Consider the following 14,069-nt stretch of genomic DNA (forward strand, 5'->3'; position numbering starts at 1 on the left):
AATGTATGGTCCGGCCGCGCGGTGCAAGAAGATTTCGACGATCCGGTAGATGCGGTCTTGCATCAATGTATCCGGCCTCTGCTTGGAGCGCAGTGCTCCGGGCCATCATGGATATCAGCGCGCAATGCGATCTGGTTAGCGGACAGGCCTCATACGGGCCATTTGGGTCACCAGGGTTCGCATGCGCCGGGAAGACCGATTCTCCATCGTCGTCTCATCCTCTCGCAGACCTCGGCGGGTAAGGGTGTTGTTACGTCATCGATGGCTCCTCACGTCGCGCTGTTCCTGTGTTCGTGTCTGGCGGTCGTTCCTTCGTCCCGGCCTGCGCGCGCAGACGCGCCGCGCGCAAGGGGCCGTCAAGGCCGGCCGTCGGGCTGTCCTGACGTCTTGCTCTCCTGCTGCCAGGCCGCGCCTTGACGGCGCCGCGCACGGCGCGAGGATCACGCAGGTCGGGACACCGTCTCCTGCGTCTTGGCGCACGCGAAGGCGCGTCCCTTGTTGAGGACCGCCCAGGCGATCCGGGCGAGCTTGTTGGCGAGCGCAATCGCCAGCACGTTGTGGTGCAATCGCTTCTTGGCGGCTTCGATCCAGGAGTCGAGGCCATAGCGCTCCCAACACCTGAGCTTGACCAGCACAACCCACGCGGCTTGCACGAACAGCGCGCGGAGGTGGCGATTGCCGCGCCTTGATATACTGCCGAGGATCGTGCGGTCGCCGGTCGAGATCTGCTTCGGCACAAGTCCAAGCCAGGCGCCGAAGTCGCGGCCTTTCGAGAACACGTCTCCAGCGCCGATCGCGGCCACCATTGCGCTCGAGATGATCGGGCCAATGCCAGGCACCGTCATCAGTCGCTGGCAGGCCTCATCTTGACGGGCGAGTGTTTCGATCTCGCCAGATAGCCCCTCGATGCGCTGATCCAGCCGGCGCCAGTCTTCCGCCAGCCCCTCGATGATGCGCAACATGCGAGGCGAGAGCACATCGGTGCGGGTCGCCAAGATACCCGGCAACTCGGACCGCAGGGCATGCAGGCCTTGCCGCACGGCGATGCCCCGCTCCAGCAGGAACGCACGGATCTGATTGATGACGCCGGTACGCTGACCGACCAATCGATCGCGGACGCGGTGCAGTGCCTGAAGGTCGAGCTGATCGGCGGTCTTGGTCGCGACGAACTTCATGGTCGGGCGTTGGACAGCCTCGGCGATGGCTTCCGCATCTCGGAAGTCATTCTTCTGTCCCTTCGAATACGGGCGCACGTATTTCGCCGGCATCAGGCGGGCGTCGTGGCCAAGCATTTGGAGTTTGCGGCTGAGGTGATGGGCGCCGACGCAGGCCTCCATCCCGATCAAGCACGGCGGCAGGTTGGCGAGCCGCGTTTCCACCTGGCCGCGCGACCACTTCTGCCGCAGCACGATGGCACCGCGGTGATCGTGACCCACGATGTGGAACGAGTTTTTGCCGATATCGATGCCGATCACGGCGATCGCTGCGTTGAGTTTCTGAGACATGGCGTGCTCCTTGTCTTGAGCGCCCCTTGCCAGCTTCTCGTGCCGGCAGGGCCGGAGCACGGCCGGACCATCCCATTACCGGGCATTCCACCGAACTCAATTACTCCTGACTAATCATTCCGAACAGGCTATTCTGCACCGGTTCCGGTTGTTGGAGGAACGGATGCAATCCGATCGCGACCGGCGCATGGGAGCGGGGCAAACTTCCGACCCATCCCCGTCGCACCCGACCCCATTTGCACGGGTTTGGTCGCAAGATTTGCCTGGCCAGGGGACAACGTAACCGGACTATCGCGCATTCGTGGCAGCCTCATTCGCCAGATGCGCTGACACGGAGGTCCCTCTATGCGATGCTCGCTAGGCGTTGTTACCACAATTGTTTTTCTTGCAGCGGCGCCTTTGTACGCCCAACAGGCGCCACTTCCAACGGTCACGCCACCGCCAGGCCTCAAAGCGACGGTGCTGGTGACTGAAGCTCAAGTGACCGGGGTACCGGACAAGGTTTTCGTGCTGCTCACGGCCGAATTTGCGCCAGGCAGTACTACCCGCCGCCACACTCATCCCGGCGACGAGTACGGAACGGTGGTCAACAGGCAGGACGCGAATGGAAAACCGTGACGGCCGGAGATCCTACTATGTCCCTGCCTGGGTCGTGCATGAGACCAAGAATATCACCGATAAGCTGGCAAGGACTTACAACGCTTTCATCATCGAGAAAGGAAAGCCGCGCGTTATACCAGCCGAGTGATCCACCGCGTCCGCATTGCTGTCGGCGGCCCCGGATGAGGTTAGTTGCTCGGCGTCGGAAACGGCCGATTATTTGACGGCGCCGCCTGTGATGCCGCTGATGAAGCGGTCCAAAAAGAGATTATAGGCGATTGCCACCGGAATGCTGGAAATAAGCGCCGCTCCCATCAATTCGCCCCAATAAAAAATATCTCCGCGGATCAAATCCGTCGCGACTCCCAAAGTAACGGGCTTCTCTCTGGAAGAGGAGATGAAGGTCAGCGCGTACACGAACTCCTGCACCGTTAGCGTGAACGCAAAGATCACTACGGTCAGAATGGCAGGCATCGAAAGAGGAAGGACCGTTTTCACGAAAGCCCCCACAACAGTGCAGCCGTCGACGATTGCGGCCTCCTCGATCTCCCGTGGCACCGACTTGAAGAAGCCCATAAGCAGCCAGGTGCAGAACGGGATGGTGAAAGTGGGATAGACGACGACAAGAGCCCACATGCTGTCCTGCAGTCCGAGCAACGTAACCACTCGCGCAAGAGGCAGGAACAGAAGTGTCGGCGGCACTAGATAGGTCACGAAGATGCCGATGCTCAGATTTTCGCCGCTACGGCCCGGCATCCGCGCCAACCCATAGCCGGCTGGCAGGGCCACGAGAAGAGTGATAGCCACGACACAAAGCCCGATAAGGGCGGAATTGGACAGCCACTGCACGAACAGCGTGTCTTCAAACAAATACTTGAGATGCTCGAGCGTAGGCGGTGAGTTGAACCAATAAGGGATGGACTTGAGATTGTAGAGGTCGCCGTCCGTCTTGAAGGTGGTGATCAGCATCCAATAGAAGGGAAACGCGGCGAATACAACCAAAGTAACCACCGCGGCATAAAACGAACTCTGCCCAACTACTTTTCCGGCAGGGCGGGGCATGTCAAATCTCCCGCCGCCGCAGCGACCGCAAGAGCAGGATCACCGCGACCAAGAGGAAGGGGAACAGGAACAAACAAATGGCCGCTCCGTGAGCGACATCGCCCGACAGGATGCCCACCTGAAACGCCAGCGTGCCGAGCACCTGCGTGCTGTTGATCGGTCCGCCCTTCGTCAGCAAATAGACGACGCTGAGATCCGTGAAGGTGAACACCGTGCCAAAGATCAGAGCGATCATGATGATCGGGGCGATGATTGGCAGGATGATTTGATAGTTGCGCCGCCAGAAGCCCGCACCGTCAATCGTGGCGGCATCGAGGACATCCTGTGGTACCGACGTGAATCCGGCAAGGAAGATCACGACGCCGAAAGGAAACAATCGCCAGGCATGCACGGTCACCACGGCAATCATCGCCAAGTCCTCTTGCCCCAGCCATTGTGGCCGGTGTGCCGGATCGATCAATCCTGCCGCCACCAGCGTCCAGTTGATGACGCTATAGAGCGAATCGAACATCCACACCCAGGCCAGCGTCGCCAGTGACACCGGTACCGCCCATGGCAGAACGATAAGCGCGCGGGCAAGCCGGCGCCCGGGGAACTCTTGCATGAGGAGCATGGCGCCGATCTTGCCCAGCAGCAGGCCGATGATTTGGGCACTGATCGTAAAGATGAGGGTGTTAGCCAGCGTCCGCCGGAAGATCTCGCTGTCGATGACCTCGCGGAAGTTCTTCAGCCCGACAAACGTCCAGCTCGGATTGAAGATGCTGTAGGCGCTGACGCTGTAATACAGGGCAAGCAGGAATGGCAGCCCGACGAGCACGACGACATAGAGGATTGCAGGGATGATGAACAGCGGCCCGAGCACCTCGAGCCGATCGAAAGTAGTAAACCGCGATCGTGGCGGTCGACGGGGCGCAGCTGCCTCAGCGATCGCGCTCATCGAGCTTGCTCCTTGGGGCTCACGGTACAGCGACCGTCCCGGTCGAAATAGCGCAGCTCAGCTTCCCGAACCGCAAATTTGTGCCATTCACCAGCGCGGATGCCAGACAGCGGAACGTGGGCGGGCAGCTTCGCCGCGACGTCGCACTTCGCCTGGAAACCATCCAACGCGCCGTACAAAATACGCTCCGATCCGAGATACTCCATGCGATCGATGCGGAAGAGTAGCTCGGAGAGCGCGGCTCCGTCGAGCATCTCCCGCGGCAGGAAATGCTCCGGCCGAAAACCCAAGAGTCCACCGCTATGCTCGACCAGGTTCATGGGCGGGGTCCCGAGGAAACTCGCGACAAAATCGTCGGCGGGGTGGTCGTAAATCGCGCTTGGAGTTCCGACTTGTCGGAGCTTGCCATGGTCGATAACCGCGATGCGATCGCCCATGCCCATGGCCTCGACCTGATCGTGCGTGACGTAAATGGTGGTCGTTGCCACCTTCTGCTGGAACTGCTTCAGCTCACTGCGTGCGCTTGCCCGCAGCTTCGCGTCCAAATTGGACAGCGGCTCATCCAGCAGGAACACCGTCGGATTGCGTACGAGCGCGCGGGCCAGCGCCACGCGCTGGCGCTCGCCTCCCGAAAGCTGGCGGGGACGCCGGTGAAGCAAGTGGTCGATCCCGAGCAGGCCGGCGGCCCACTCGACCTTGCGCCCGATCTCGGGCCGTGTCGTGCCCTGCGTCCTCAGCGGAAATGCAATGTTGTTGGCGACAGTCAGGTGCGGATAGAGGCCATAGCTCTGGAACACCATGGCCACGCCACGCGCGCGCGGCGTGATGTCATTGACGATTTCGTCGTTGATCAGGACGTCGCCGGACGTCTGCCGCTCGAGACCAGCGATGATCCTCAGGAAGGTAGTCTTGCCGCAGCCCGATGGACCGAGCAGCACCAGAAACTCGCCGTCGCGGACCGATAAGCTGACACCATCGAGGGCAGCGACGTCACCGAAAACCTTTCTGAGGTCTTTGACAACTACCGCGGCCATCTGCACTTCCTCCATGCCTTGACCAAGGAACGCCTAAAGCTGTCCTCCACGGTCGGCAGACTGCAGTCGCCTTGCCAGTTTGGTATCAACGTTCCGCGAGGCGAGCGGCTCTAGCTGCTCGTCTCGCTGTTCGCATCGGTTCATGCCGCCGACCACTTCTTGTAGATCAGCTCGATCTCTTTCTGCGCCCAAGCGACCGCTTCCTCCGGCGTCGCTTTGTCGGTCGCCGCCTTGGCCATCATGTCGACGACGATGAAATTGTCCGCGACCTCGTCCGAGGCCGGTCCGGCCGGTCCCGGATAGCCATAAGTAGCGTGCCACTCGTCGGCGGTCTCCAGCACCTGCAGCTTGTCGGCTGGGTGCGAGGTTGGGTCGTTCGACAAGATCGGCATGGGCTTGGGCACGAGGTTCTCGAACAGCGGATGATTGTAGCCCGTGCTCGCCTCGAAGGCTGCCACCCAATTGTCGGTCCAGTAGCGCAGGAACTCGATTGCCGTGTCCTTGTTGCGCGCAAAACGCCAGACGACGTAGGAGTTGGGCGCTCCACACGCCAACCTGCGTATAGGCCCGGCCGGCGTCTTCCAGACGTAGATCTTGTCGGCCAATTCGGGAGTGGCCTTCTGTATCGACCGGTACGCGGAGATCGGGTTGTGAATCCATGATCCTCGACCGGAGGCCAGATACCGGTTGTTGCTGGCATCGTCCCAGGACAGGACTTCCGGTTCCATAGCATCTTTATAAATGGCGCGAACGAGCTTCACGACCTCAAGCGTCTCTTTGGAGTTGATGGTGACGCGCTTGCCCGTCTGGTCGCATTCAGACGCGCCATAGCTCCACAGCATGCTGCGGTACGAAAGGTTCGGGTCGACGGAATGCCCAAGCGCGATGCCAATCGGAGCGCCCTTCGCCTTCAGCTTGGCCCCGCCGACGTGGATATCTTCCCAGGTATCGGGTTTCATCCCGATCTCGTCCCACAGGTCCTTTCGATAGAGGCCGGGGAACGAGATGTAGTAGGCCGGCAGGGCGCTCCAGACCTTCGTATCCTCGTTGTATGCGATCTGGCGACCGATCTGGTGGACCTTGCCGTGCTTCTTCTCCACCTCGCTGACGAGACTGCCGAGATCAGCGACATGCTTTTCGTACAGGTGCGGGCCGCCCGATCCATTGAAGGCGAAAATGTCATGTCCGGCTCCCGCAGAGACCTCGGCCGCGGCACGCGCCGGTAGCTCCAGATGCGGGATGTGATCAACGGTTACGGTGACGCCGTTCTTCTTGCCCCACTCCGCTGCAAAACCATCGAACCATTTATCGTATTGCGGCACGAAATGGCTCCACTGGAGGATCTTTAGCGTCTTGACCTGTGCAAGCGCGGTAGACACGAACGGCAGCGAAACCGCCGATGCCAGAGCCGCAGTTCCAGCCGTTGCTCCCACCCGCTTCAAGAACCCACGTCGTGTGACGGCTGATGTGGAGATTTCTCGTTCTGAGCGCATGTTTGCCTCCTCCTGACAGTCGTTGTCTTGACCAACCACATTGCAACGTGGCCGGACTGCTATTGCGGGCTGGCGCTGAAAACGCCTTAGCCTGGCTGCTCGACTGAGGTGGGCGCCGATGCAAGAGCCTCGCCTCTGGGTCGGCGGGCGCGCTCGAAAACTGACCTCCTGGTTGGTCCGGCCACCAGCTCGTCCAATGACGGTTATTCGGCCTCGATTGATGCCTGAAGCACCAGCAGTCTTTTGACGGTAGCTCAACGCTACGTCAGTCGGCGCGCTTCACCATCGACCACCAGCTCGTCCGGAAGTGACCATTGGGCCCTGTACAGCGGCAAGACGAGGTCACCTGGCGGTGAACGTCATGATACTCCCTCTTCTGCTCGACCGCAAAAAAATCGCCGGCGTAGACGGACATTCCGCACGAGGTTGAACAGTCACCTGCTGCCGACACGCACGAAAGCTCGGCCGCGAGCCGATATCGAGGGGCCACCAACACCGTTTGCTTTCGCCCCTCCGAGGGAGATTCGAATCCGAAGAAGCTTTCGCTGCGAGTTGCGTCTGGGACGAGCCATAGCGGTCGTTCCGAATGGTGATTATGCACCATTCATTGCTTAGGATAGATCCGCTGGAGGGCGAAGTACCGATGGAACCCATAGGGGTTCTGGAGCTCGTTCTCGTATCGGTGTGCGTGCGACAACTCCCGGACACTCTAACGCACCCCAGAGTGAGTTCTGGCGTCGCGGACCAGACATCGCAAGCATCTGCTTGGGGCCGGAATAGTCGATCCGTGGGTGCATGTGCCTGGAAGCCGCGGGACGATGGCCGTGCCAAGCTCTCAGGGGATCATCGCATGCAGCAATGAATTTGGCGGGCGACGGAACGATCGGCGGATGTTTGTGTTGATTTGCAATCCCCATGACTCTGCTCTTCAAACCCAGGACGCGATTGCGCAAGGTCTGTGGCGACGCGGGTTCAGGTTCGATCGCGAGGCGGCGAGCGAAAGAGGAGGTAATTTGTTCGCTGGTTTCTTGGCAGAGGCTGGCGGTGAAGTTGCCCGTGGCTGAATTCCAGGTTCGTGGTGGAGCTTGAGAAGACAAATGCAGTGTCCGAAGCGAACGCGACGCTTGCTTCTTCTGACGCCGCTCGCCACCGGGGTGTTCCTGGCGGCGGGGAAGTCCGCTGCGGCGCGGGAAGATCAGCCCGGCAATGATGAGCGACCGCAAAAAGGTGGTTTGCTGGTTCTCTCCGAAGGCGACCATGCGCGTGAGGTCATCAAGCTTGGCGATCTGATGCTCGGCGGGCCGCCGGTGCATGCCTGGCCCAAGGACCCGAAGACGTCGGTGAACCGCAAGGGTTCGCGGCTGAACGAGATTGTGGTCTTAAAGCTGGATCGCGGCGAACTGGACGAGGAAACACGATCACGCTGCGCTGATGGCATCGTCGCCCATTCAGTAATTTGCACTCACGCCGGATGTCCCGTCTCGCAGTGGGTGAAGGCAGAAGGACGCGACAAGAACGTTCTCGAATTCAATCCGCGGGAAAGCGCACAAGTCGTGTTCGGGCCGGCGCCGCTACGCGTGGCCGCGCTTTCGATGCAGATCGCGACGGTTCCCTGACGATCGCTGGAACTTTGTAGGAAAGGTAGGCGATCGGCGGACTAAATAAGTCAACAAGATCGGATCAGTTTTTGGCACTGCCAAAGAAATAGAGCGAAGTGAACCAGGGAGGTCGCCAATGACTATGAAGCAATGGCTCTTATCGAGCACTGTGGCATTGACATGCCTCGTTTCGACCGCCGCGGTCGCCGGAGTGACCGAGAATTACAGTCCGGTGACCGCAGCCCGGCTGGAAAATCCGGAGCCGGGTAACTGGCTGATGACGCGCGGCACCTACAAGGGATGGAGCTACAGCTCGCTCGATCAGATCAACACTAGCAATGTGAAGTCGCTGGTGCCGGTGTGGAGTTTCTCCACTGGTGTGGATTCGGGTCACGAAGCGCCTCCGATCGTGAACAACGGAGTGATGTTCATCTCGACGCCGTACAGCCAGGTGATTGCCCTGGATGCGGCCACGGGCGATCTGCTCTGGCGCTTCAAGCCCAAGCTTCCCGAAGGGTTCAGCGCCCTGCACAACACCAATCGTGGCGTGGCGCTGTACGGCGACAAGGTCTATCACGCCGGGCTCGATGCCGTACTGGTCGCGCTCGACGCCAAAACCGGGAAGGTCGCCTGGCAGGCGACGGTCGAGGATTGGAAGACTGGCTACTACATGACCATGGCGCCCTTGGTCGTGAAAGGCAAGATTCTGGTTGGCGTGGCGGGCGGCGAGTTCGGCGTGCGCGGCTTCGTCCAGGCATTCGACGCCGAGTCCGGCAAGCCGGTGTGGAAGACCTACACGGTTCCGGCACCCGGCGAGCCGGGAAACGACACCTGGGAGAAGCCCGACACTTGGAAGACCGGCGGCGCCTCCACTTGGATGACCGGCACCTATGACGCCGAGTCCAACACGGTCTATTGGGGGACCGGCAACGCCTCACCATGGTTCGGCGATCAGCGGCCGGGCGACAACCTGTACACCTCCTCCACGGTCGCTCTCGATGGCGATACCGGCAAGATCAAGAGTTATTTCCAGTACCATCAGAACGAGTCGTGGGACTGGGACGAGATGGGCGCGCCGTTGCTGGTGGACTTCCAGAAGGACGGCGCCACCACCAAAGGCCTGCTGAAAGTGGCGCGCAATGGCTACGTGTACTGGCTCAAGCGCAACCCGGACGGCGGGATCTCCTACATCAACGCCCGGGCCTACGTGCCGCAGAACGTCTTCAAGAGCATCGATCCAAAGACCGGGCGGCCTGAGGTCGACATGGCCCACAAGCCGGGTACCGGCAAGGCGGCCCAGTTCTGCCCCGGCCTGTGGGGCGGCAAGGACTGGCCGTACGAGGCCTATAGCCCGAAGACCGGAATGGTCTACATTCCGTCCAACGAGAACCACTGCAACAACCTGGAAGGCAAGGTTGAGGAGCGCGTTCCCGGACAATGGTGGACGGGCGTTGCCATCCCGGATCTGCACTTCTCGGTCGACACCAAGGCGAGCTTCTACGGCGAGCTCCAGGCGTACGACGTCGACAGCGGCAAGCGGGTTTGGCGCAACCTTTATCCGGCCTCGATGATGTGGGGCTCGATACTTGCCACCGGCGGCGGCCTGCTCTTCACGGGCGGCACCAACGACCGGGTGTTCCGCGCCTACGATGCCAAGACCGGCGAGCAGCTTTGGCACTTCAAGACCAACTCCGGGATCATGGCGCCGCCTTCGACCTACGAGGTCAACGGCGTGCAATATGTGGCGGTGCAGTCCGGCTGGGGAGTCGACGCGGCCTTCCAGCAGGGGCTGATGAGCGAGCTGGTAGGTTGGCAGAAGGACGTACCGCAGGGCGGCGTCGTCTGGGTCTTCGCCGTCTCCAAGTGAGTCCAACTTTGTTCGCGACCGGCCGCCAGCAATGGCGGCCGGTTTCTCGGCCGGCGGAGTTTTCGTTGTCTTTTCAAGCAACCTGGTCGGGCCTCACCCGTTAGCGGATTCTGACGATGCACCATGTTCGAGCAGGATCGATGCTGATCCGCTTCTCTGCCTTTACACTGGTCGCCGCGCTGGCGACCTCTCCGGCCTCGCTTGGGTTCGAACCGGCGCGAGCCGATGAATCGCCCGCCTACGTGGTCGAGGTGACCGACGTGTCCGCAATGGTCGGCGAGTTGGCCGTGCTGCACGCCACGTTGCGCATTCGCGACGGCTACCGCGTTCTCCAGGGCTACAACAATCGCGTGATCGAGCTCTCGTCGTTTGACGATGGGGTGGCGTTCGAGCGTCGCGTGGTGCGAGGCACCATTCAGGAGGGCGGGCTCGACTTCGCAATCGGCGTGCGGGCCACAAAGCCCGGCAGACACCCGATCAACGGCTACTTCAGGGTCGGCTACATCCATGACCCCGACGAGTTCGCAATGGTGTCGCTGCGCCTGATCGCGAACGTCAATGGAACCGAATAATGGAGGATGGCCACATGCGGTGCGATGACTGGCTGCACTGTCGCTGCTACAAGCGTCGAACGATCCTCGGGCTGGCGGTTGCGCCGCTGCTGTTGGCTGGTCCCCTGCGCGCGGCCGAGGAGGGGGAGGCTGCCAAGCCCTTGGCGCCGGACGATCGCTTCGCGTTTCTGACCGGTCCGAAGAAGGGACAGGTGGTGCGGGCCGAGGACCTTGCGCTCGGCGGCCCGCAGGTGCAGGCCTATCCGATGGCTCCGGACGGCACGGTGCGCAGCGATAACCGCCTCAATCTGGTGATCCTCGCGAGGTTCGACCCCGCCGCACTGACCGATGAAACGCGGGCGCGCGCCGCAGACGGCGTCGTTGCCTATTCGGCGATCTGCACGCACCAGGGCTGCCCGGTGAACATGTGGTCGAAGGAGCGCAACGCGTTCGTCTGCTCCTGCCACGCCTCCATCTTCGATCCCAGAAACGCCGCCGAGGTGATCGATGGGCCGGCTCCGCGTCCGCTTGCAGCGCTCGGGCTGAAGCTCAAGGACGGCGTCGTGACGGTCGCTTCGACCTTTTCGGGTCACGTCGGTGTCACGCAGGGCTGATCCGCGCCTCACATTGAGACCGTCCGAACGCCGAGAGCAGGATGAAGAGGTTCATCTCGGCGATGCCGCGCTCGATGTGCTGGCCCTTCGGCGAGAATTCCCTATTGAAGCTCGACGGTTCTTTAAGGTGTCGGCCATCGCCTCGCGGGCAAACAGCCCCCCGGCGGTTGACCCGAGGACCGAGATTGCTCGATATGGTGGCGTCGGGCCTTCCCCCGAGGTCGCACGGTGACGGTGACCACTGGTGATCCAGGGGCAATCTTCGGCACCGAGGATCAAGTGCCGGAAGGCCGCGGGGTCCGGTCTTTGCTCTCAGGAAGTAGCGGCTGCGCCTGGATCGCGCGACGTCGCTATGACGCATGAATGAGAAAGCGTGGCGGATGATCGAATCCGCCACGCTTTTTGTTGGTTTCGCCTGATCTGCCAGAATCATCGGTCCGCCTGCTCCGGACCGATGTCTCCGAACATCATCTCAGGTCTCAAGTTGCTTGCCGATCGGCAGCGCCCGGATGCGCTTGCCGGTGGCCGCGAAGATGGCGTTGATCAACGCCGGAGCGAAGGGCGGTACGCCCGGCTCTCCGACGCCGCTTGGCGGCGTATCGGGGTCATGCGGCACGATGTGGACGTTGGTTACGAGCGGGGCCTCGTCGATCCGGATCACAGGGAAATTGTCAAAATTGCCCTGTTGCACCTTGCCGTCCTTGAAGGTGATCTCGCCGTACTTGGCAAGGCTCAGGCCCATGATGGCAGCGCCCTCGATCTGAGCCTGGATGCGCTCCGGGTTGACGTATGTTCCGCAATCGATGGCGGTGTCGACCCTGGGCACTGTGAGCTTGCCCTTTTCGTCAACAGACACCTCGACCATGGTCGCGATATAGCTGACGAAGCTCCGGTGTACGGCAATGCCGAGCCCGTGTCCTTTGGGCACGGACCGTCCCCAGCCGCCTTTGTCCGCGACAAGTTCAACCACCTTGCGAAGTCGGGCGGTATCGATGGGATAGCTGTCGTAAGGCTCGCCGTAGTTCCAGAGGTCCTTCACGGAAGAGAGATTGACGAGCCGTGGAGAGCCGATGAGGTCCAACAGCGTGTCCTTTGGATCGCGGTTGGTGGCATGGGCGATTTCGGCAACCATGGACTGGACCGCGAAGGCGTGCGGGATGTTCGAGACCGACCGGAACCAGCCAATGCGCGTGTGTGCTGCCGCTTCCGGGTTCTCGCACTGGATGTTGGCGATCTCGAACGGCATGTCGACAAGGCCCATGCCGAGCTCGAAGGCCGCCTCATGCACCGTATCGGCCGCAAATGTCGAGGCGATGCTCGGCGCGACGCTGCGGTGGCGCCAGGCGATGACCTTGCCGTTCTTGTCGAGGCCTGCCTCGATGCGTTCCGCGGACACCGTGTGGAGGAAGCCGTTACGGACGTCATCCTCCCGCGTCCATTGCACCTTCACCGGCGCGCCGAGGTCTTTCGAAAGCAGAGCCGCTTCGAGGGCGTAATCGCACTTCGACTTGCGCCCGAATCCGCCGCCGAGCAGCGTGACGTTGATAGTCACGTTCTCTTCGGGAATACCAAGCGTTTTCGCGACGTCTTCGCGCGTGCCTCCCGGGCTTTGCAAGGGCGCCCAGATCTCCGCCTTGTCACCCTTGACGTCTGCGACCGCGGTGGGCGGCTCCATGGTGACATGGGCAAGATGCGGCAGGTAGTACTCACCCACGATCACCTTGTCGGCGCCCTTTAAGGCGGCGTCGACGTCGCCTTCCTTGCGCACAATCAGCCCCGGTTTGCGCGCGGCTTCCTCGAGCTGGGCCCGGTAGGCAACCGACTCGTATTTGGCGTTGGGTCCATCGTCCCAGACGATCTTCAGCGCGTCGCGCCCCTTGACGGCGGCACCGGTGTTGCGCGCGATCACCGCCACCCCGCCGAGCGGCTGGAACTTGGAGGGCCACGGCCATCCTTTGACCTCCATGACCTTTTCGACGCCGGAAACCTTCGTGGCCTCGGTCCCGTCGAAGGACACGAGTTTGCCACCGGTTACCGGCGGCCGTGCTATCACGGCATACTTCATGCCCGGCAGGCGGACGTCGGCGCCGTACTGCGCTTTGCCGACCGTGATGTCGCGGAGGTCTACAATGCGGATCTCGCCTTTGCCGAGATATCGGAAATCCTTTGGGTCCTTGAGTTTCAGACTTTCGATGCTCGGCACCGACTGCTTCGCTGCATCGGCGGCCAGGTCGCCAAATCCGATGCGGCGTCCGGTCGCATCGTGGACCACCTCGTGATTGATGGCCTTCACTTCGGTGGCCGGCACGCCCCAGCGTTTCGCCGCGGCGGCTTCCAGCATCGTGCGCGCCGAAGCGCCGATCTGGCGCATCGGCATCAGATAATGCCGCGTGCTGCGTGATCCGTCAGTGTCCTGGTTGCCATATTTGACTTCGTCGCCATGCGCCTGCTGGACGCGGACGCGTGACCAGTCGGCTCCCATTTCTTCGGCGACGACCAGGGGCAGACTGGTTCGCACCCCCGTTCCCATCTCGGAGCGGTGCGCGACGATCGTAACTAATCCGTCCGGTGCGATCGCCACGAAGACACGCGGGTCGACAACGGTGCCGTGCGGCATCTTGTCCGCGCCGGTCTTGTATGCCGCGAAAGCAGGACGTGACATCACGGGAGCGGCCAGTACGAAGCCACCGGCGATGCCAAGACCCTTCAGGATGCTGCGACGCGAAACATTCTCGACTTTGACTTTCTCGACTTTGATATGTCGTTCAAAGCCACGGAGTTTGTTGGGATTGGTCTGGATATTCATGG

General features: G+C 61.5%; 10 protein-coding genes and 1 pseudogene. 4 read left to right on the forward strand and 7 right to left on the reverse strand.

Annotated features, from left to right (window positions below; translation table 11 throughout):
- Positions 1 to 440: 440 nt before the first annotated feature.
- The 5 genes from AYJ54_RS06765 to AYJ54_RS06785 all read right to left on the reverse strand — a co-directional run bounded on the left by AYJ54_RS06765 (position 441) and on the right by AYJ54_RS06785 (position 6,631).
- Complete coding sequence (locus tag AYJ54_RS06765) at positions 441 to 1,505, reverse strand: IS110 family RNA-guided transposase (RefSeq protein ID WP_063697713.1); 1,065 nt, start codon at positions 1,503 to 1,505, stop codon at positions 441 to 443.
- Positions 1,506 to 2,321: 816 nt separating this feature from the next.
- Positions 2,322 to 3,167, reverse strand: coding sequence for a carbohydrate ABC transporter permease (locus tag AYJ54_RS06770; protein WP_063697672.1), 846 nt, complete (start codon positions 3,165 to 3,167; stop codon positions 2,322 to 2,324).
- Position 3,168: 1 nt separating this feature from the next.
- Complete coding sequence (locus AYJ54_RS06775) at positions 3,169 to 4,104, reverse strand: carbohydrate ABC transporter permease (RefSeq protein WP_063697673.1); 936 nt, start codon at positions 4,102 to 4,104, stop codon at positions 3,169 to 3,171.
- Positions 4,101 to 5,138 carry an ABC transporter ATP-binding protein gene (locus AYJ54_RS06780; protein WP_063697715.1) on the reverse strand — a complete coding sequence of 346 codons (1,038 nt, stop codon included), beginning with the start codon at positions 5,136 to 5,138 and terminating at the stop codon, positions 4,101 to 4,103. Before AYJ54_RS06780 ends, AYJ54_RS06775 begins: the two co-directional genes overlap by 4 nt.
- Positions 5,139 to 5,278: 140 nt before the next feature.
- Complete coding sequence (locus tag AYJ54_RS06785) at positions 5,279 to 6,631, reverse strand: ABC transporter substrate-binding protein (protein ID WP_063697674.1); 1,353 nt, start codon at positions 6,629 to 6,631, stop codon at positions 5,279 to 5,281.
- Positions 6,632 to 7,755: 1,124 nt separating this feature from the next.
- On the opposite strand from AYJ54_RS06785, the gene AYJ54_RS06790 reads away from it, so the two are divergent.
- The 4 genes from AYJ54_RS06790 (at position 7,756) to AYJ54_RS06805 (ending at position 11,261) form a co-directional block, all read left to right on the forward strand.
- Positions 7,756 to 8,247: a Rieske (2Fe-2S) protein gene (locus AYJ54_RS06790; RefSeq protein WP_245328923.1), complete on the forward strand. Its 492-nt coding sequence runs from the start codon at positions 7,756 to 7,758 to the stop codon at positions 8,245 to 8,247.
- A 118-nt stretch (positions 8,248 to 8,365) separates the two neighbouring features.
- Positions 8,366 to 10,096, forward strand: coding sequence for a PQQ-dependent dehydrogenase, methanol/ethanol family (locus AYJ54_RS06795; protein ID WP_063697675.1), 1,731 nt, complete (start codon positions 8,366 to 8,368; stop codon positions 10,094 to 10,096).
- 116 nt (positions 10,097 to 10,212) lie between these two features.
- On the forward strand, positions 10,213 to 10,668 hold the full coding sequence (locus AYJ54_RS06800; RefSeq protein ID WP_136623496.1) for a hypothetical protein: 456 nt from the start codon (positions 10,213 to 10,215) through the stop codon (positions 10,666 to 10,668).
- Between the two features lie 14 nt (positions 10,669 to 10,682).
- Positions 10,683 to 11,261, forward strand: coding sequence for a QcrA and Rieske domain-containing protein (locus tag AYJ54_RS06805; protein ID WP_063697717.1), 579 nt, complete (start codon positions 10,683 to 10,685; stop codon positions 11,259 to 11,261).
- A 16-nt stretch (positions 11,262 to 11,277) separates the two neighbouring features.
- Here the strand turns inward: AYJ54_RS06805 and AYJ54_RS52075 are convergent.
- A pseudogene (locus AYJ54_RS52075) lies at positions 11,278 to 11,469 on the reverse strand (hypothetical protein); the annotation flags it as partial.
- A gap of 264 nt (positions 11,470 to 11,733) precedes the next feature.
- Positions 11,734 to 14,067, reverse strand: coding sequence for a xanthine dehydrogenase family protein molybdopterin-binding subunit (locus AYJ54_RS06810; RefSeq protein WP_063697679.1), 2,334 nt, complete (start codon positions 14,065 to 14,067; stop codon positions 11,734 to 11,736).
- Between the last annotated feature and the right edge of the window lie 2 nt (positions 14,068 to 14,069).

Source organism: Bradyrhizobium centrolobii (assembly GCF_001641635.1).
In the GTDB taxonomy this organism is placed as follows: domain Bacteria; phylum Pseudomonadota; class Alphaproteobacteria; order Rhizobiales; family Xanthobacteraceae; genus Bradyrhizobium; species Bradyrhizobium centrolobii.